At 72.1% G+C, this 22,489-nt stretch carries 1 protein-coding gene; it reads left to right on the forward strand.

All coding sequences use genetic code 11. The features are described from left to right. Nucleotides 1-20 precede the first annotated feature (20 nt). Complete coding sequence (locus ACIBG8_RS15420) at nt 21-22,487, forward strand: amino acid adenylation domain-containing protein (protein WP_397343356.1); 22,467 nt, start codon at nt 21-23, stop codon at nt 22,485-22,487. Nucleotides 22,488-22,489 lie beyond the last annotated feature (2 nt).

The raw sequence follows: 22,489 nt of genomic DNA on the forward strand, positions 1-22,489 counted from the left end.
GTTAGGCTAACCTAAGTTATATGACGATCACCACTGTGGCCGACCTGTTCACCGCTCAGGTGAGCCGTACCCCGGAAGCCGTGGCCCTGGTCGCGGGGGACGTGCGGCTCACCTACCGTCAGCTCGGCGAGAAGGTCTTCCAGCTCGCGCACCACCTGCGCGAGCTGGGGCTGGGCCCGGAGGAGGCGGTGGCGATCTCGACGCCGCGCTCGGCCGAGATGGTCGTGGGCGTGCTGGCGGTGATGGTCGCGGGCGGCGCGTTCGTGCCCGTCGATCCTTCGTGGCCGCTGGAGCGCCGGCGCCAGGTCCGCGAGGACGCGGGCGCCAGGCTGGTCATCACACCGTCCGACGTGGATCTGGCGGCGTGGAGCCACGGTCATCAGAGCACCGAGCCGCCGCGCCTCACGATCCAGGGGCCGCGGCTGGCGTATGTGATCTTCACCTCCGGCTCCACCGGGCGGCCGAAGGGCGCGATGATCCGCCACGAGGCGATCTGCGAGCGGCTGCTGTGGCAGGTGGAGCACGTCCTCGGTTTCGGTCCTGGTGACGCGTCGCTGTTCAAGGCACCGCTGTCGTTCGACATCTCGGTCAACGAGATCCTGCTGCCGCTGGTCTGCGGCGGCCGGGTGGTCGTCGCGGAGCCGGGTGGCGAGCGCGACCCGCAGTACCTCCTCGACCTCATCGCCCGCGAGCGGGTCACCTTCGTCTATCTGGTGTCGTCGATGCTGGACGTGCTGCTGGAGATGGCGCGCGGCACCTCGCTGCTGTCGGGGCTCAAGCACGTGTGGTGTGGCGGCGAGGTCCTCACGCCGGAGCTGTTCGACCGGTTCCGCGCCCAGCTCGGCACCACGCTCTACCACGGGTACGGCCCGGCCGAGGCGACCATCGGCGTCTCGCACGTCATTTACCGGGACACCGCCGAGCGCATCGCGACCTCGATCGGCCGCCCCAACCCGCGCACCCGCCTGTACGTCCTGGACGAGCGCCTGGAGCAGGTGCCGGTCGGCGAGACCGGCGAGCTGTACGCGGCCGGTTTCCTGCTCGGCCGGGGCTACGTGAACGCGCCGTCGCTGACCGGGTCGCGGTTCGTCGCCGACCCGTTCGAGGGGGACGGCAGCCGGATGTACCGCACCGGCGACCTGGCCCGCTGGACGCGGGACGGCTCGCTGGAGTTCGTCGGGCGGGCGGACAACCAGGTGAAGATCCGCGGCATGCGGCTGGAGCTGGAGGAGGTCGAGACCGCCCTGGCGGCGCACCCCTCGGTACGGCAGGCGGCCGTCACCGTCTTCACGAACGCCGCAGGGGTGAAGCAGCTGGCCGGGTACGTCACCGTCCACGACTCCTCGGGTGACCTGGTGAGCTGGTGCGCGGCTCGGCTGCCGGACTACATGGTGCCCGCGGTGGTGACCGTACTGGATGCGTTCCCGGTTACGGCGAACGGCAAGGTGGACAGGCAGGCGCTCCCCGCGCCCGCCTCCCACGGCCCTGTGACGAGGCTCGCGCGCACCGCGCTCGAACGCACCTGGTGCGAGGTCTTCGCGTCGGTGCTCGGGCGGGACCGGGTCGGGGCGGAAGACGACTTCTTCGCGCTGGGCGGTGACAGCATCATCGCCATCGCGGCGGTGCGCCAGGCCCAGCGGGCCGGGCTCGCCGCGCGCGCCCGCGACCTGTTCACCCTGCGCACCCCTGCGGCGCTGGCCGCTTCCGTGCCCCCGGTGGAGACGGTTGCCGCGCCCGTCGTCGAGGCGACAGGGCCGGTGCCGCCGCTGCCGATCGTCTCGTGGCTGCAGGAGGCCGGTCCGTGTCTGGAGGGCTTCTTCCAGTCCGTCACCGTACGCACCCCGGCCGGGCTCACCTCCGACCGGCTCGACCACATCGTCACCGCCGTCCTGGACGCGCACGACGCGCTCCGCGCCCGCCTCGCCGGGTGGACGTTGACCATCGGCCCGGCGCTCGCGGCCGCCGACGTGATCACTCGCGTGGGCGCGACGGACCTGGATCTCGAGGCCGTCGCGGAACGGGAGACCACCGCAGCCGCCGCCCGGCTCGACCCGGCGGAGGGCCGGATGATCGAGGTCGTCTGGCTGGACGCGGGACCTGACCGCGAGGGCCGTCTCGTCCTGGTCATCCACCACGTGGTCGTGGACGGCGTCTCCCTCCGGGTGCTGCTGGAGGACCTCGCCGCCGCCTGGAACGGCGTCGCGCTGCCACCCGCCCCCACCTCGCTGCGGCAGTGGGCTGCCCACCTGGGCGAGGCCGCAAGGGCGGGGGTGTTCGACGCCGACGAGGAGTACTGGCGGCGCGCCGTCGCCACCCCCGACCCGATGCTCGGCGCGCGGCCGCTCGACCCAGCGCGCGACGTCGTCGCCAACGAGGAGTCGCTGACCGTCGAGCTGTCCCCCGAGGTGTCCGCGCGCCTGCTCGGCCCGGTCCCGGCCGCGATCCACGGCGGCGTCAACGACGCCCTGGTCGCGGCCGCCGCGCTCGCGGTGGGGCACTGGCGGGGCGGCGGCTCCGCCGTACTGCTGGAGCTGGAGGGCCACGGGCGGGAGAGCGACGACCTGGACCTGTCGCGCACCTTCGGCTGGTTCACGACGCTCTTCCCCGCTGCCGTCGATCCGGGGTCGGCGCCGTGGGAGCGGCTGCTCAGTGGTGGGGACGAGCTCGGGGCCGCGGTGAAGGCCGTCAAGGAGCAGTTGCGAGAGGTGCCGAGGCGCGGGCTCAGCTACGGGGCGCTGCGTTATCTGGGCTCTCGTGCGGATCTGGCGGTGTCGCCGCAGGTGCTCTTCCATTACCTGGGGCGGTTCGAGGCCGACGCGGGCGGGCCGTGGACGGCGGTCGGCGGGCGGGAGGTCGTCGTCGAGCGGCGCGATCCGAAGATGCCGCTCCCCCGCGTGCTGGAGATCAACGTGGTGGCGGCCGGGTCCGTGCTCCAGGCCAGGTTCAGCTGGCCGCGCGGGGTGCTCGACGGCGGCGAGGTGCGGCGGCTGGCCCAGATGTGGACGTCGCTGCTGGACGCGGTGGCGGGCAGCGACGCCGTCACCGGTCACACCCCGTCCGACTTCCCCCTGGTGAAGCTGGACGCCGCCGACGTCACGGCGCTGGGGGCCGAGCTGCGCGAGGTGCTGCCGCTCACCCCGCTGCAGAAGGGGCTCTACTTCCACGCCACGTTCTCCCGCGCGAGCGACCCCTACGTAGTCCAGCAGATCATCGACCTGGACGGCCCGCTCGACCCCGACCGGCTCAGGGCGGCGGCTGAACGGCTCCTGGACCGGCATCCGCACCTCCGCTCAGCGTTCCGCGCGGTCGGCGACGGCGACGTGGTGGCCGTGATCGCCGGTCGCCCCCGCGTCCCCTGGGCCTTCCACGACGCCGACGAGACGGCCCGCTTCTACGACGCGGACCGGGTCGACGATCTGGCCAGGGCCCAGCGCGAACTCCCCTTCGACCTGGCAGATCCGCCCGCGATGCGGTTCGCTCTGGTACGGCTCGCGCCCGGCCTGCACGTCCTCATCCACACCGTGCACCACATCCTCGCCGACGGCTGGTCCGTCCCGCTGATGCTGCGCGAACTCCTCGACCTGTACGGCGAAGCCGATCTACCCGCCCCGATCCCCTACAGCGGCTTCCTGCGCACGCTCGACCCTGAGGACGGGATCGAGGCCTGGACGAGAGCGCTCGACGGCGTCTCCGCACCGACCCTGGTGACCGCCGCACTCCCCGCGTCCCACGGCACGGGTTTCCGCCGGGTGAGCGGCGAGCTCAGCCACCGCCTTCGCGCCTACGCCAATGATCACGGGCTCACGTTGAGCGCCGTGCTCAGCGGGGCGTGGGGGGTGCTGCTCGGCAGGCTCACCGGCTCCGGCGACGTCACCTTCGGGCTGACCGTGTCGGGGCGCGGCGGCCCGCTGCCCGGCATCGACCGGATGATCGGCCTGCTGATCAACACGGTGCCCGCCCGCGTGCGGTGCGGCAACACGGAACCCGTCACCGACGTGCTGCGGCGCTTCGCCGACGTCCAGGCCGGGCTGATGGAGCACGAGCACGTGTCCCTGGCCGAGCTGCAGAAGAGGACCGGGCCGCTGTTCGACACGCTCGTCGTGATCGAGAACTATCCCTCCGGACACCCCTCGTCCGGCGGGCTCGCGGTGACCGGCCTGCGCACGGTGGAGGCGCCCCACTACCCGGTGACGCTGATGGCCAGGCCGGGCGAGCGGATCGAGGCCGCTCTGACCTACGACAGCGCGGTGGTCGACGCCTCCGGCCTGCTGTCACAGTACGAGACCCTGCTGTCCGCGATCGTCGAAGCCCCGTCAACGCCCTGCGGCGCGCTCGACACGGTCGCGGGAGACCAACGTGCCCGGCTGCTCGCCGCGGGCGCGGGCCCAACGGCCGACAAGTCCACCGTGGTCTGCCTGCCCGCGGCGCATCCCGATCGGGTGGCGGTGACCTGCGGGGACTCCTTCCTGACGTACGCCGAGCTGGACGCGCGCTCCCACCGGGTGGCCTCCGCCCTGATCGCCTCCGGCGTACGGCGGGGCGATGTGGTGGCGGTGGCGCCCGCCCGCTCCACCGACCTCGCCGTGGCGCTGCTGGCCGTCGTCCGCAGCGGCGCCGCCTACCTCCCTGTCGATCCCGCCTACCCGGCGGCGCGGGTGGAGTTCATGCTGAATGACGCCAGGCCCGCCTGCGTCCTCACGGACGAGACGTCGGCATTACCGCCGCACGGCCTGCCGACGCTCACCGTCCGCACCGCCGCCGCTGCCGCCCCGGCCGAGCTGCCGGTCCCCCACGGGCTCGACGCGGTGTCCGTCGTGTACACCTCCGGCTCCACCGGGCGGCCCAAGGCGGTCGTCGGCACCCACGAGGCGCTGGCCAACCGGCTGGCGTGGGCGCGCGACCACTGGTCGGACTCCGGGCGTGACGTGCGGGTGGCCAAGAGCTCGACGAGCTTCATCGACGGCACCACCGAGCTGCTCGGCGGGCTGGTCGCCGGGGCCACCACGGTCATCGCCGACGACACCGTGGCGGCTGACGGCGCTGCGCTGGCCCGCCTCGTCGAGCGGTGCGGCGCGACGCAACTGCTGGCCGTACCGAGCCTTGCCTCTGCCCTGGCCACGTCGCAGCAGCTCGGCGGGGTGCGGCGCTGGATCCTCAGCGGCGAGGCGCTGGACGAGTCCTGCCTGTCGGCGCTGGCCGTGGCCTCGCCGGACGCGGTGGTCGTCAACTCGTACGGCTCGGCCGAGGTGACCGGCGACGTGCTGACGGCCGAGGTGTCGCCCGGCCGTCCCGTGACCCTGGGCACGCCGGTGCCCGGGGCGCGGGTGTATCTGCTCGACCCGGCACTGGGTCTTGCCGCTCCCGGGGCCGTGGGTGAGGTTTACGTCGGGGGTGTTCAGCTCGCCCGGGGGTACCTGGCGCAGGGCGGGCTCACCGCGACCCGGTTCGTGGCCGACCCCTTCTCACCTGGAGCGCGGCTCTACCGCACGGGCGACCTGGGGCGGTGGACCGCCGACGGGCAGGTCGAGTTCCTGGGCCGCGCCGACGGGCAGGTGAAGATCAACGGGCATCGGGTGGAGCTGGGCGAGGTGGAGGCCGCGCTGGGGCGGCGGCCGGGTGTCGCGGAGGCGGTCGCGACGGTGCGTCCCACGGCTTCCGGGGCTCCCGCGCTGCTCGGGTACGTGGTTCCCGCCGCCGGGGAGCGGGTCGAGCCCGCCGCCGTGCTGGCCGCTCTGCGTGCCGAGCTGCCGCCGTACCTGGTCCCCGCGTCGGTGACGGTTCTGGACCGTCTGCCGCTGCTCCCCAACGGCAAGCGCGACCGCGCCGCCCTGCCCGCTCCCGCCCCACGCCGCCCTGTTAGGACTCGGCCCGCTACCGCTCTTGAGGAGTTGGTGCGCGGTCGGTTCGCCGAGGTGCTCGGGGTGGCCGGCTTCGGCGTCGAGGACGACTTCTTCGTCATGGGCGGCGACAGCATCACCGCGATCCGCGCGGTGAACCGGCTGGCCCGCGACGGCCTGGACCTCACCACCCAGGACATCTTCCGCCTCCGCACCCCGGCCGCCATCGCCGCCCGCCCCCGAGAGGAGGAAGTCTGGGGGTTGTCTCCGTTGCAGGCGGGCGTCTACTACCAGGCGGTGTTCTCCGGCGCGGCCTCGACCTACATCGCCCAGAACGCCTTCGACCTCGACCACAGGATCGACGTCCCCGCGATGTCCGCAGCGTTCGCCGCCCTCCTGAGCCGCCATCCCACGCTCCGCGCCTCCTTCGAGGAGGAGCCCTCTGGCGTCGTCCAGCGCGTCAGGGCCCAGGTCCCCGCCGAGGTGGCGGTCGTGGACCTCACGGGAGACCTGGACGAGCTGATGCGCGCCGACCGCGAGCGGCCCTTCGACCTGACCAGCCCGCCCCTGGTGCGGCTGACCGTGGTGCGACGGCAGGACGGCCGCGACCGCCTCCTCCTGACCTCGCACTTCCTCCTCTGGGACGGCTGGTCACGCGAGCTGGTCATCCGCGAGCTGTTCACGTTGTACGGCTCGCGCGGCGCCCGAGCCGCCCTGGACCCGCCCCGCTCGACCTTCCCCGACTACCTCGCCTGGCTCGCCACCCGCGACCGCGAAGCAGCGACCGCCGCCTGGTCCAGCGCGCTGTCCGGCCTGGCCGAGCCCACGATCCTCGCCCCCCAGGCGGCCGGGCTCGAACCCATCCCCTCGGAACGGGTCCTCGCCGTCCTGCCCGCCGGGCTCACCGCCCGCCTGGACGAGCACGCCCGCCGCGCGGGAGTCACCCTCAACTCGCTGCTCACCGCCGCGCTCGGCGTCCTGCTCGGCTACGTGACCGGGCGCACCGACGTCGTCTTCGGCACCACCGTCGCGGGGCGGCCCACCGAGCTGCCCGGCATCGAGGACGCCATCGGCCTGTTCCTGAACACCGTCCCCGCGCGGGTCACCCAGACACCGTCGCAGACCGTTCAGGACCTGGCGGCGAAGGCGCAGGAGGACCGGCTGGAGCTGGCCGGGCACGAACACCTGGGCCTGGGCGACATCCAGCGGGGCCGCGACCAGCTGTTCGACACGCTCTACGTGCTGCAGAACTTCCTCGGCGACGACACCTTCACCGACCTGGAGCGCGCCCACGGCATCACCGGGGTCGAGTACGTCGACACCACCCACTATCCGTACACGTGGGTGCTCACCCCCGGCGCCAACCTGCGGATCAAGCTGGAGTACCGGCCGGACGTCATCACCCTTGTCGAGGCCGAGCGGCTGGTGCGGCGGATGGTCCAGTTGCTGACGCGGTTCGGCGACGGCCTGTCCACGCCGGTCTGCGCTCTGGACCTGACGCTGGAAGAGGAGCGGTCGTCGCCGGTCACCCGCCCGATCGGCGAGGAGACCATCGCCGACCTGCTCGGCCACCGCGCCGCGACCTTGCCGGACGAGACCGCGCTGGTGTGCGGCACTGACCGGCTGACCTACGCCGAACTCGACGCCAGGATCAACCGCTGCGCGCGGCTGCTGCTGTCCCACGGCGCGGGTCCCGGCGAGATCGTCGCCCTGGCGCTGCCGCGTTCCGTCGACATGGTCGTGGCGCTGTTCGCCGTGTTGCGCACCGGCGCCGCCTACCTGCCGCTGGACCTCGACCACCCGGTGGAGCGGCTCGCCGTCATGCTCGGCGACGCCGTACCCCGCCTGCTCGTAACCACCTCGGCGGCTCTGGCCGCGCACCACAGCGGCGCCTGGGTGCGGCTCGACGACCTCCCCTCGGACGGATCGCCGCTGGGCTCGTTCGCCCCCGATGTTCCCGGACGGCTGGAGCATCCCGCTTACGTCATCTACACCTCTGGCTCGACCGGCAGGCCCAAGGGCGTCGTCACCCCGTACAGGGGGCTGACGAACATGCAGCTCAACCACCGCGCCGAGATCTTCGACCCGGCGGTGGCGCGGGCGGGCAGGCGGTTGCGGATCGCGCACACCGTGTCGTTCGCCTTCGACATGTCGTGGGAGGAGCTGCTGTGGCTGGTCGAGGGGCACGAGGTGCACGTCTGCGACGAGGAACTGCGCCGTGACGCCGTCGCCCTGGTCGCCTACTGCCGTGAGAACCGCATCGACGTGATCAACGTGACGCCGACCTACGCGCACCACCTGTTCGACGAGGGGCTGCTCGACCCGGACGGGCACCGGCCGTGCCTGGTGCTGCTCGGCGGCGAGGCGGTCAGCGACGCCGTCTGGACGCGGCTGGGCGAGACCGTCGGCTACAACCTGTACGGGCCGACCGAGTACACGATCAACACGCTCGGCGCGGCCACCACGGACAGCGCCACCCCGACCGTGGGGCGTCCGATCTGGAACACCCGCGCCCACATCCTGGACACCTGGCTGCGTCCCGTCCCCGACAGTGTCGTGGGCGAGCTGTACATCTCGGGCGTCGGGCTGGCGCACGGCTACCTGCACGCCACCGGGCTGACCGCGTCCCGCTTCGTCGCCGACCCGTTCACGCCCGGCGGGCGCATGTACAGGACAGGCGACCTGGTACGGCGGCGCCCCGACGGCAACATCGACTTCCTCGGGCGGGCCGACGACCAGCTCAAGATCCGCGGCTACCGGGTCGAGCCCGGCGAGATCGAGGCGGCGCTGACCGCGCTGCCCCAGGTGCGCCAGGCGGCGGTGACCGTACGGCAGAAGCGCCTGGCCGCCTACGTGATTCCGGCGGAGCCCGGCGTGCTCGTCGCCGACCTGCGGGCAGCGCTGGCCGAGCGGCTGCCCGACTACATGGTCCCCGCGCTGTACGGGGTCGTGGCCGAGCTGCCGCTGACGGTGAACGGCAAGCTGGACGTCGCCGCGCTGCCGGAACCCGTCCCGTACGGCGGCAGCACCGGGCGGGCGCCCCGCACGGCGCACGAGCGGGTGCTGGCGGCGATCTTCGCCGAGGTGTTGTCGCTGCCCGAGGTGGGGGTGGACGACGACTTCTTCGCGCTGGGCGGGGACAGCATCTCCTCGATCGCGGTGTCCGGGCGTGCCCGCAGGGCGGGGTTGCGGCTGACGCCGCGCGACATCTTCCGCCGCCGGACCGTGCAGGCGCTGGCGGCGGTCGCCTCGCGGGCGGACGTCGTGCCGGTGGGCGACACGGGGGTGGGGCGGATCGCCAACACGCCGATGCTCGCCGAGACCGTCCGGGCGGGGACGCCGCTGAGCGGCTTCTACCAGTCGATGACGTTCCGCACCCCTGCCGGTCTCGACGCCTCGCGCCTGGTGCGGATACTGCAGGCCGTCCTGGACCGCCACGACCTGCTCCGCGCCCGGGTCGCTCGCGACGGCGGGCTCATGGTCCCACCCGAGCTGGCGAACGCCGCCGACCTGCTGACCGTCGTCGACGCCCTCCCCGGCGACCCTGAAGTCGCGGCTCGCCTTCGGCCCGAGGACGGGATCATGGTGCAGGCCGTCTGGTGCCCGGACGCGGACCGGCTGCTGCTCGCCATCCATCACCTGGTCGTGGACGGCGTCTCCTGGCGGATCATCGGTGACGACCTGGCCAAAGCCTGGGCCGACGGCCACGAACCCGCCTTGGACGAGGTGCCCACGTCGTTCCGCACCTGGTCGCACCTCGTCGCGGCCTCCACGGACCGCTTCTCTGGTGAGGACTCGTACTGGCGCGGCGTGCTCGCCGTCCCCGACCCGGTGCTCGGCTCGCGCCCGCTCGACCCCGCCGTGGACACCGCCGCCACGGTGCGGTCCCTGACCGTGTCGCTGCCCGCCTCCGTCGGTGCGGCGCTGCTGTCCACGGTTCCCGCCGCGATGCACGGCACCGTCGACGACGTGCTGCTGACCGGTTTCGCCGCCGCGCTGGGGCGGTGGCGGGGCGCGGGCTCCGCCGTACTGCTGAGCCTGGAGGGCCACGGGCGGGACGCCGACACCGACCTCTCCAGGACCGTCGGCTGGTTCACCACGATCCACCCCGTCGCGATCGACCCCGGGCCGCTGGACTGGGCCGACGTCTCAGCGGGCGGTCCTGGACTGGCGCGCGCCGCGAAGGCGGTCAAGGAACAGTTGCGTACGGTGCCCAGGCGTGGCTTCGGTTACGGCGTGCTGCGCCACCTCGGGGATGCGGTGTGGCCGGAGCCGCCGCAGATCCTCTTCAACTACCTGGGCCGATTCTCCTCGTCCGGCGACGCGGACTGGGCTCCCGACGGGCCGCTGCGCGAGGGCGTCGACCCGGCGAACCCGGCGATGACCCTGGAGGTGAACGCGTGGGCCTCGGAAACCGGCGCCCTGACCGCCACCCTGTCCTGGCCGTCAGGCGTCCTCACCGAGGAGGAGATGACGTCTCTCGCCGACCTCTGGATGACGGCCCTGACCGGCCTCACCCGCTGCGACCTGCGCGGCCACACCCCGTCGGACTTCCCCCTGGTCCCCCTGACACAGCCGGACGTGGACCGGTTTGAGGGGGCTGTGGACGTGCTGCCGTTGTTGCCACTGCAGGAGGGCATGTACTTCCACACCCGCATGGCATTGGCCGACGGCGGTCCGGACCCGTACGTGGTACAGCAGATCGCCGAGCTGACCGGGCCTTTGGACGTGGCGGCGTTGCGGCGAGCGGTGATGGCAACCGTTCACCGCCACGACGCCCTGCGCGCCCATTTCCCCGAGACGGACAGCGGCCGGGTGGTCCAGGTGATCGCGGGCCGGGTGGAGGTGCCCTGGCAGGAACTCGACCTAACCCACCTCATCCCTTCGTCCCCCACCCCCGCCACGCCACGCCCCCTCGCCACGCCTCCGGGCACACCACCCACCCCAGCCTCGCCCGCCGCCACGTCGCTCGCGATCCCCTCAATCACCCTCACCTCGCCAACCCCCTCTGGGCAGGCCTCCTCCGAGCTTGCCCTGGCTCGTTTGGCGGAGTTCGCGGCGGACGAGCTGGCGAAGCCGTTCGACCTCGAAAACCCTCCGCTGTTGCGTTATGCGCTCGTCTCGCTGAGCGCCACAGAGCATCGCCTGATCGAGACGATGCACCACATCCTGGCCGACGGCTGGTCCTACCCCTTGATGTTCCGCGACATCATCGAGTCGTACCGGACCGACTCAGCGCTGCCCGCCCCGACAGTGACCTTCCGCGACCACGTCGAAGCCGTGGCGACCCTCGACCGCACCGCCGCCCACGAGGTGTGGCGGGCCGCACTGGCCGAGGTGCACGACACAACCCGGCTGATCGACCCCGAGCACCGGACGCCACCCCAGGAGAGCACGACCCACCGAGCGCCACACCACGACAGCACCACCCACCAGGTGCCACGCCACCAGAGCCCAACCCACCAACTGTCACGCCACGAGAGCACCATCCACCGCCTCTCCCCCGAAGCGACAGCCGCACTGACCGACGTGGTGCGGGCTCACGGCGTGACCCTGTCCACCGCCGTGCACGCCGCCTGGGGCCTGCTCCTGGGACACCTGCTCGACCGCCAGACCGTGGTGTTCGGCTCGACCGTGTCCGGCCGGGGCGGCGAGCTACCAGGCGTGGAAACCATCGTCGGCCTGCTCATCAACACCATCCCCCTGCCAATGTCCTGGACCCCCGACCAGAAGCTGGGCGACGTCCTGACCGCATTGCAGGACCGCCAGACCGACCTACTCGACGTACAACACGTCGGACTGAGCGAGCTCGCGAGGCTGGCCGGAGTCCGCGAGCTCTTCGACACCATGGTCGTAGTCGAGAACTTCCCCACCATCCCGGACACCCCAGAGCTACGAGGCTTCACCGGAACCGACTCACCCCACTACCCGGTCTCCCTGGTCGCCTTCCCGGGCGAGCGGCTGGTGCTGGAGCTCAAACACGACGCGACACTGGTCGATCACGCGCAGGCCGAACACCTGCTGGACGGCGTCGAGCACATCCTGTCCGCCTTCACCACCGACCTGACCCACCCAATCTCCACCCTGACCCCGCGAAAGCCCCCCACCACACCGACACAAACCCACCCCACCCCGCAGACGCAGACCCACTCCACCCCGCAGGCGCAAGCCCACTCCACCGGGCTGACACAGCCCCATCCCGCCACATCGCCACAAACCCACCCCGTCCCGCGGGCGCAGGGCCACCCCGAGGCTTTGGCACAAGCTCATCCCACCACGACAACCCAGGCCAACCCCGTCACGCCCACACAAGCCCACCTCACCACGCCGACACACGCCCACCCCGCCGCCACGTTGGCGCAGGCCTACGCCGACGCGCCGTCGCGCCCGGAGGCGATCGCCGTCGTCTCGGGCGAGCGGCGGGTCAGCTACGCCGAGCTGGACGACCGTTCCAACCGCCTGGCCAGGGAGCTGATCGCCCGAGGCGTCACCTCGGGCTCGCATGTGGCCGTCGCGCTCCCCCGCTCAGCCGACCTGATCATCGCGCTACTGGCCGTCGTGAAGGCGGGCGGCTGCTACGTACCCCTGAGCCCGGACGCCCCGCCGAGCAGGCTCCGCTACATCCTCGACGACTCCACACCCCTGTGCCTGCTGACCGACCTCGCCACAGCAGCCACCCTCACCGACGCCGGTCCGCCAGTGCTGGCGCTCGATGAGCCTGCGCTGGTTGAGGCGGTTTCGCGGTGGTCCGGGGGTCCTGTCACCGACGGGGACCGGACGGTGGCGCTACTGGGTGACCATGCTGTCTACGTCATCTACACCTCCGGGTCCACCGGTCGTCCCAAGGGTGTGGTGGTGACTCACCGGAACGTGCTGTCCCTGTTCGCGGGGGCCGGTGAGGTGTTCGACTTCGGTGCAGCGGATGTGTGGACGATGTTCCACTCCGCCGCCTTCGACTTCTCGGTGTGGGAGATGTGGGGTGCGCTGCTCCACGGCGCCCGCCTGGTCGTCGTTCCGGGCGACGTCGCGCGGGATCCGGGACGGTTCCATGAGCTCCTCCGGCAGGAGCGGGTGACCGTGCTCAGTCAGACGCCGTCGGCTTTCTACCCGCTGGTCGAAGCAGACCGTACGGTGCCGGATGGTCTGGCGCTGCGGTACGTCGTCTTCGGCGGGGAGTCGCTGGATCCGCCGCGCCTGGCGGACTGGTATCGGCGGCACGATTCCGTGCTGGTGAACATGTACGGCATCACGGAGACCTGCGTGCACGTGTCGTTCCGTCCCCTCAGTCCTGGGGATGCCGACAGTGTCATCGGCGGGGCGTTGCCTGGGTTGCGGATCCATCTGCTGGACCAATGGTTGCGGCCGGTGCTGCCTGGTGTGGAGGGGGAGGTATACGTCGCGGGCGATCAGCTTGCTCTCGGATATCTGGAACGGCCTGGGCTTACGGCTGGCCGGTTCGTGGCCGACCCGTTCGGCGGGCGGCCGGGTGGCAGGCTGTATCGCAGTGGTGACCTGGCTCGGTGGACGGACGATGGTGATCTGGTCTACCTCGGCAGGTCGGACCGGCAGGTGAAGGTCAGGGGTTACCGGATCGAGCTCGGGGAGATCGAGTCGGCGCTGCTCTCGATCGATGGGGTCGCCAACGCGGTCGTGACGATGCGGGAGGACGAGCCGGGACGGCGGCGCCTCGTGGCCTATCTGGTCGCCCGGACCGGGGTGGACGTCGACGAGGTGCGTACGAGGCTGAGTGACCAGTTGCCCACTTACCTGGTCCCGCAGGCGTTCGTGATGCTCGACGCGCTGCCGCTGACCGTCAACGGCAAGCTCGACCGCGACGCGCTCCCCGCGCCCGCCCGCTCATCGGTGGCCGCCCAGCCATCGGGCCTCGGTGCTCGATCGGCGGCATCGGGCGTCGCCGCTCGAACGTCCCCATCGACCGCCCAGCCGCCGGTGGTCGGTGATCGGCCGGGGACATCGGGGGTCGTCCCCCAGCCGTCCACGTCAACCACCGTCGCACAGCCGCCGGTCGTCGGTGATCGGTCAGGGGTGTCGGGGGGCGTCCCCCAGCCACCCACCGTCGCACAGCCGCCGGTCGTCGGTGGTCGGCCAGGGATATCAGGGGTCGACCCCCAGCCGTCGGTTGTCGAGGTCTTGTGTGGGCTCTTCGCTGAGGTGTTGCGGCTGGATGGGGTGGGGGCTGGCGAGGACTTCTTTGCTCTCGGTGGGGACAGCATCATCGCGATCCAGCTCGTCAATCTGGCTCGTCGGCGGTCCCTGCGGATGTCACCGCGTGAGGTGTTCGTGCACCGGACCCCGGTCGCGCTGGCCGAGGTGATCGCCCCTGCAGAAGGTCCCTCTGCCGGTGAGTCGAGCGGGGCCTCGGTAAGGACAGGTGAAGGACCTTACGCCGGGGTCGGGGAGGCGCCCGGGGAGGAACCTTCTGACGGGGTCGGGGAGGGGCCTTCCGACCAAGAAGGGGAGGAGTCTCCCGGCCGAGGAGGGGAGGCGCGTTCCGGCCGGGGAGGCCAGGGGGCTTCCGGCCGGGGAGGCCAGGGGGCTTCCGAGGGGGTTGGGGAGGTCATGCTCATGCCGATCGTCCAGCGCCTCGCGGAGTTGGGCGGGCGGATCGACCGGCTCAACCAGGCCGAGCTGCTGCGTACACCACCTGGGTTGACCGCAGACCAGGTCGAGGGCATGCTCGCCGCGCTCGTGGAGCGGCACGACGCGTTGCGGCTCCGGCTGCATCGGCCGTCGCCGCTGCTGTGGTCGTTGGAGGTCATGGAGGAGGGGCCGGGCGATCTGCTGCAGGTGGTGGAGGCGGCGGGGGTGGATGACGAGGCGTTCGGTGAGCTGGTCGCATCCGTGTCCGATGAGGCTGCTGATCGGCTGGATCCTGTGGCTGGGGAGGTGTTGCGGGCTGTTCTGTTCGATCGGGGGGAACGGCAGGGCAGGCTGCTGCTTGTCGCGCATCATCTGGTGATCGACGGGGTGTCCTGGCGCATCGTGGTTGATGATCTGCGGCGGGCCTGGGAGCAGGGCGGCAGTCCGCGTCTTGAGGCGGTCGGCACGTCCCTGCGCACCTACGCCAGGACGCTGAACGAGCACGCGGCTCAGGCGAGTCGGCTGGGCGAGTTCGAGCACTGGTGTGAGGTCCTGGCTCCGGGGGCGGGCCTGGTCACGCCTGGTCAGATCGCGGGAGTCGCGCGTGACCCAGCGTCGGGGGTGACCGTGGGTGCCGCCTCGGGGCTCACCAGTGCGACCCCTGAGGTCGCTTCGGGGCTGACCGTGGGGGCTACGCGGGATCATGTGGTGCGGGTGTCCGCTGAGGTCTCTCGGCGGATGGTCACCTCCGTGCCGCAAGACGCGGGGGTGGATGTCACGGAGGCGCTCGTCGCCGCGCTGCATCTCGGGGTGGCCAGGTGGCGGGCCGCGCACGGCGGGGACCCGGAGGCACCGCTCCTCCTCGACCTCGAACGGCACGGGCGCCAAGAGGTCACCGGCGATGTCGATCTCACGCGGACCGTCGGGTGGTTCACCACGATCGCCCCCGTGCGGCTGCCCGGTGTGACCGGGGATCACCGCCAGACGCTGCGGGAAGTGTGCGACAGCCTGCGGGCGGCCAAAGACGGCGGGCTCGGGTACGGCCTGCTGCGGTACTGCAATCCGCGCACCGGACCCGCGCTGGCCCGGTTGGGCGTTCCGCAGGTGCTCTTCAACTACCTGGGCAGGTTCCCGGTCGGCTCGGAGGAGGACTGGGCGAGCGCCCCGGAGAAGCTGCGGACGGCCCCGGATCCCGATCTCGGCACGCCGTACCTGCTGGAGATCAACGTGGCCTGCCACGACACCCCGTCCGGACCCGAGCTGCACGCGGTCTTCACCTGTCCGAACGACGCGGAAGACCTGGCCGCCGCCTGGGTCGACGCCATGCGCGACCTCACCGGCGACGCCGTCTGGCCGGTGTCGCCGCTCCAGGAAGGGCTGTTCTTCCAGGCCCGCCTCGCCGGTGACGCCGATGTGTACATCGCCCAGAACGCCTTCGACTTCCACACAAGCCTGGACCCGGAGCGCCTGCGCCACGCCTGCGCCGCCGTACTCGACAGGCACGCAGCCACCCGGCTCGGCTTCACCGAGGACGGAGACGGGCGGCCGGTCGCGCGCGTCGGCTCGGGGCTGGAGGCTCCGGTCGAGGTGGTCGATCTGGGCGGGCTGGACGAGGAGACCGCGGCCACGCTGCTGGCGGAGGTCACGGAATCCGACAGGCGGGCACCGTTCGACCTGGCCAGGCCGCCGCTGCTGCGCCTGACCGTGGTCAGGCTGCCGGGCGGCCGCGATCGGCTGCTCCTCACCTACCACCTGCTGCTCTGGGACGGGTGGTCGCGGGAGCTGGTCCTGCGCGACCTGTTCACGGCCTACAAACACGAGCTTCCACCACCCCAGAAGGCGGAGTTCACCGACTACCTCGCCTGGCTGGCCGAGCAGGACGCCGAGGGCTCGGTAAGGGCCTGGGCCGAGCTCCTCGCACCGCTGGAGGAGCCGACCCTCCTCTTCCCCGAGGCCCTGGGCACCCGGCCCGTGCCGGCGACGAGCCTGGCCTTCCATCTGTCGGAGGACGAGACCGCCCAGGTCGACGCCGCGGCCAGGCAGTCCGGGGTGACGCTCAACGCCGTCCTCGGCACCGCGCTCGGCATCGTCCTCGCCCACGCCACAGGCAGGGCCGAGGCCGTGTTCGGCACCACCGTCGCCGGGCGTCCGACCGAGCTGGACGGCATAGACGCCGTCGTCGGCGTCTTCCTCAACACCGTGCCCGCCCTGGTCAGGTTCGACCCGTACGAGCCCGTCCGCGATGCGATGCGCCGGATCCAGGACGACCGGGTCGCCATGATGCCGCACGAGTACCTGGGCCTGGGCGACATCCAGCGCGCCGCCGGGCGCGGCGAGCTGTTCGACAGCCTCTACGTGCTGCAGAACTTCCTCGGCGACGACACCTTCACCGACCTGGAGGAGGAGCACGGCATCGTCGGCGTGGAGGCGGTGGACGCCACCCACTACCCGCTGACCTGGGTGGCGACGCCCGGACGCCGGTTGCGCGTCCGGCTGGAGTTCCGCGGCGACGTGGTGCCCCGCGAGCAGGCCGAGACGCTTCTGGAACGGCTGCGCCGGGTCCTCCTGCACCTTGCGGCCGACCCGGGAACGGCCACCGGTGACATCCCCATTGCCGAGGCTCCCGAGCGCGGTCCTGCGCGGCCGTACGGCGAGGCCACGGTCGCCGAGCTGATGGCGGAACAGGCCAGAAGCACCCCGGACGCCAAGGCGCTGACCTTCGGCGACACCACGCTCACCTACGCCGAGCTGAACGCCCGGGTCAACGGGATGGCGCGGGAGCTGCTGGCGCGCGGGGCGGGTCCCGAGCGCATCGTCGCGCTCGCCGTACCGAGGTCGATCGAGATGGTGGTGGCGCTGTTCGCGGTGCTCCGTACCGGATCCGCCTATCTCCCGCTCGAACTGGACTATCCGGACGCCCGGCTGCTGGCGATGCTCGTGGACGCCGACCCCCTCTTGCTGGTGACGACCAGTGCGGTCGCGCCCCGGCTGGCCGCGCACCCGGTCCCCGTGCTGCTCATGGACGATCTCCGAGCAACCTCGTCAGATGAGGAGCTGGAACCGTTCGGAGGTGTGGGGCGGCTCGACCACCCCGCGTACGTGATCTACACCTCGGGCTCCACCGGCCGCCCCAAGGGCGTGGTCACGCCCTATCGCGGACTGACGAACATGCAGTTCAACCACCGCGAGGCCATCTTCGGCCCGGCGGCACGAGGGCGGATCCTCACCATCGCGCACACCGTGTCGTTCTCCTTCGACATGTCGTGGGAGGAGCTGCTCTGGCTGGTCGAGGGGCACCATGTGCACATCTGCGACGAGGAGCTGCGCCGCGACGCCCGCGCCCTGGTCGCCTACTGCCGCGCCAACGGCGTCGATGTGGTCAACGTGACCCCGACCTACGCCGGGCACCTGCTCGACGAGGGCCTGCTGGACACCCGTCCGGTGCTCGTGCTGCTCGGCGGCGAGGCCGTGCCGCAGGCGTTGTGGTCGGTCCTGCGCGACGCCGACGGCGTCCTCGGTTACAACCTGTACGGCCCGACCGAGTACACCATCAACACCCTGGGCGGCGGCACGTCCGACAGCGACACCACCACGGTCGGCCGTCCCATCTGGAACACCAGCGGCTACGTCCTGGACGCGTGGCTCCGCCCGGTGCCGCCGGGCGTGCCCGGCGAGCTGTACATCAGCGGGGACGGCCTGGCCCGCGGCTACCTCGGGCAGGCCGCGCTGACCGCCCACCGGTTCGTCGCCGACCCGTTCACCTCCGGCGGGCGCATGTACAGGACGGGCGACCTGGTACGGCTGCGCCCCGACGGCAACCTCGACTTCCTCGGCCGCACCGACGACCAGGTGAAGATCCGCGGCTACCGGGTGGAGCTCGGCGAGGTGGAGAACGCGGTCGCCGCGCTGCCCGGCGTGCACCAGTGCGCGGTGCTCGCCGTCCCCGACCCGTCCGGGGGGCGGCGGCTCGCGGCCTTCCTCGTGCCCGGTCGTACAGGGGACGGCCTGGCGGCGAGGGTGCGGAGCGAGCTGCGCTCGGTGCTGCCCGGATACATGGTGCCCACGGCGTACGCGGTCGTGGACGTCCTTCCGCTGACCGTCAACGGCAAGCTCGACGTGGCGGCGCTGCCGGAGCCCCAACCGGTCACCGTCGCCTCCCGGCCACCGGCCAACGAGACCGAGCGGCTCCTGTGCGAGCTGTTCGCCAGGGTCCTGGGCCTGCCGGAGGTGGGGGTGGAGGACGACTTCTTCGACGCGGGCGGCCACAGCCTGGCCGCGATGCGCCTGCTCGGAGCCGTCCCAGCCGACCTCTCGCTGCGCGACCTCTTCGACGCCAGGACCCCTGAACGGCTCGCGGCGAGGATCCGTCCCGGCCACGAGCGGAAGCCACTCCAGGCACGGCAGCGGTCGGAGCTGGAACCGCTGTCCGCGGCCCAGCAACGCCTGTGGCTGCTCCAGCAGCTCGACCCGGCCTCCACCGCCTACACCTACCCCCTGGCGATCCGCGTGAAGGGAAGCATCGACCTCACCGCCCTGAGCGCGGCGCTGTCCGACGTCGTCGCCCGCCACGAGATCCTGCGCACGCTCTACGTCACGGCGGACGACGAGCCGACGCAGCGGGTCACCGCCGCGACCGAGGTCCCCCTGGCGGTGGTCACCGGCGTGGAGGCCGCGGCCCGGCCGTTCGACCTGGCCACCGAGCTCCCGATCCGCGCCCTGGTCCTGCCGGAGGAGGGCGACACCGTGCTCCTCCTGGTCCTGCACCACATCGCCATGGACGAGTGGTCGGAGCGCCCCCTCCTGGACGATCTTGACACCGCCTACCAGGCAAGGCTCGACGGCCGCGCGCCGTCCTGGGAGCCGCTCCCGGTGCAGTACGCCGACTACGCCGCGTGGCAGGTGACCGATCCGGCGGACCTGGCCTACTGGAAGGGGCAGCTGGAGGGCCTCCCCGAGGAGATCCCGCTGCCCGCCGACCGCCCGCTGCGCGGCTCGCGAGGGGCGGGCCGGGTCACGCTGGAGCTTCCGGCGACCGTGATCGACCCGCTGCGCGACCTCGCGAGGGACAGGTCGGCCACCCTCTTCATGGCCCTGCACGCCGCCCTCGCCACGCTGCTGTCGCGGCTCGGCGGCGGCACCGACATCCCGATCGGCGTGCCTGCCTCCGGCAGGACCGACCCCGCGCTGCACGACCTGGTTGGCTTCTTCGTCAACACCGTGGTGCTGCGCACCGACCTGTCCGGTTCGCCGACGTTCCCGGAGCTGCTCGACCGGGTGCGCGAGACCGATCTGGCCGCGTTCGAGCGCGCCGGCGTGCCGTTCCAGCAGGTGGTCGAGGCGCTGAACCCGGTACGAGCGCCGGGCAGGAACCCCCTGTTCCAGGTGATGATGGGCTTCCTGCACCGGTCCGAGTCCCGGGACACCTTCCTGGGGCTGCCGACCGCTGACGCTCCCGACGTCGCCGCCGATCCCAAGGTGGACCTGACCTTCACGTTCGTGGACGCCGGTCCTGCTGAGCCGGTCGAGCTGACCCTGGAGTACGACGCCGCCCGCTTCGACGAGGCCACCGCGCGACGCCTCGTCCAGTGGCTGGGCGAGGTCGTGGAGAACACCGAGATCCGGAGGGAGTCCGGCTGGGAGTACGGAGGCGAGCTGACCGCCGGGCGTCCCTGGTACGACCTGCTGGCCGAGCACGCCCGCGTGACCCCGGACGCCGACGCGTGCGTCTTCGCCGGGCGCACGGCCTCCTACCGGGAGCTCGACCGCGCGGCCGACGCCTTCGCCGCCGCCTTCGAGCCAGGCGCCCTCGTCGGGATCGCGCTGCGCCGCTCGCTGATGCTGCCCGCCGTACTCGCCGGGGTGGCCAGGGCGGGCGCTGCCTACCTGCCGCTGGACCCGTCCTTCCCCGAGGAGCGGCTGCGGTACATGGTGGAGGACGCCCGCCCCGCCGTCGTGCTGGTCGACGCCGAGACCAGGGCGCTGTTCCCCGAGGGGACGTCCCTCCTCGACCTCGACACGGTCGCCGCCGCGCCCCGTCCGTCGAACCCGGACGATCCCGCGTACGTCATCTACACCTCCGGCTCCACAGGCCGCCCCAAGGGCGTGACGGTGACCAGGCGGAACGTGGACACGTTCCTGTCCGCGATGACCATCGGCGCGGGTGACCGGCTGCTGGCGGTGACCACGCTGTCGTTCGACATCGCGGTGCTGGAGCTCATGGCTCCCCTGCGCACCGGTGCCTGCGTGGTGCTGGCGTCGGAGGACGAGGCCCGCGACCCCGTCCTGCTGGCCGAGCTGATCAGGTCGGAACGGATCACCCACCTCCAGGCCACGCCGTCCCTGTGGAGCACGCTGACCTCGGCCGACCTGTCCGGTGTGCACGCGCTGGTCGGTGGCGAGGCGCTGCCCGTGCCGCTGGCCCGCGAGCTGGTACGGCGAGCCCGTACGGTCACCAACCTGTACGGACCGACCGAGGCGACCGTGTGGGTCACGTCGGCGCGGGTCGACGAGGCGTGGTGCGCGCGGCCGACCATCGGGCGCCCCCTGCCCGGCACCACGGTCCGCGTCCTCGACGCCGGGTTGCGCCCGATGCCGCCCGGCGTGGTCGGCGAGATTTACATCGCCGGGCCACAGGTGGCGAGCGGCTACCTGGGACGGCCCGGCCTCACGGCAGAACGCTTCGTGGCCGACCCGTCGGGCGGGCGGATGTACCGGACAGGGGACCTGGCCCGGTGGACCTCGGACGGCGACCTGGAATTCCTCGGCCGCGGCGACCACCAGGTCAAGGTGCGTGGCTTCCGGATCGAGCTGGGCGAGATCGAGTCGGTGCTCGTGTCCCACCCCGAGGTGACCAGCGCCGTCGCCGTGGCACGCACCGATAACCGCATCCTTGCCTACCTGACCACGACCAGTGACGTACCGGATATTTCCGCCTATCTGGCGGCGCGTCTGCCCGCCTACATGGTCCCCTCGGCATTGACCGTGCTGGAGCGCCTGCCGCTCACCCCCAACGGCAAGGTCGACCGTGCGGCGCTGCCGGACGTGGACTTCGCGGCCCTGGCGTCGAACACCGGGCCGCGCTCGCGCACCGAGGCCGCCGTCTGCCGCGCGGTCGCCGAGGTGCTGGGCGTCGGGGCCGTCGGCGTCGACGACGACTTCTTCGTCCTCGGCGGCCACTCGCTGCTCCTGGTCCGCCTGGCCGCGGCCCTGCGCCGCGAGTTCGCCGTGGACCTGACGGTCGCCGAACTGTTCACCCTGCCGACCCCGGCCGCGATGGCCAGCAGGCTCGACACCACCGCCCCGGCGGACGACGCGCTGGCGCCGCTGCTGACGCTGCGTGCCGAAGGTGACGAGCCGCCACTGTTCTGCCTCCCTCCCGCCAGCGGCCTGAGCTGGCGTTTCGCCGGGCTGAAGCGCCACCTGCACGGCGTGCCGCTCTACGGCCTGCAGTCCCCCAGGCTCAGCCGTACGGACAACCTGCCGGAAACCATCGAGGAGCTGGCCGGCGAGTACGCCACGCTGATCGAACGGACCGCGCCGGACGGCCCCGTCAGGCTGCTCGGCTGGTCGTTCGGCGGCGCGGTGGCCCACCAGGTGGCGACGCTGCTGGCGGCCGACGCCCGCGAGGTGTCCTTCCTGGGCATGCTCGACACGAGAATGCCCGCGCGAAAGGGCCGGACGTCGGTGGCCGAACTCCTCACCGAGCTGGGCCACCCGGCCACCGGCGAGATGACCGTGGCGGACGCGGTGCGGGTGCTGCGCGATTCGGAGCTCTCGATCCTGCCGGATGAGCAGATCGCCCGCGTGGTCGAGAACTACCTGGAAAGCGACCACCTGGCGGAAGAGGCCGAGTTCGGGATCTTCTCCGGCGACGCCGTGTTCGTCGACGCCGCGCACGAGGAGACCGGCTCCGCGTCCGAGCAGTGGCCAGGACACGTCGCCGGGACCCTGCGCGTGCACGCCGTCGCCTGCGGCCACTCGGAACTGCTCGACACCGGGACCCTGGAGGTCCTCGGCCCCCTGCTCGCCGACTACCTGTTGTCTCACTGAGA

The organism is Nonomuraea sp. NPDC050556 (assembly GCF_044457355.1).
Lineage (GTDB): Bacteria > Actinomycetota > Actinomycetes > Streptosporangiales > Streptosporangiaceae > Nonomuraea.

Bases quoted from the DNA above. Each gene is read 5' to 3' on its own strand.
- ACIBG8_RS15420 (WP_397343356.1), top strand. From the start codon at position 21: ATGACGATCACCACTGTGGCCGACCTGTTCACCGCTCAGGTGAGCCGT.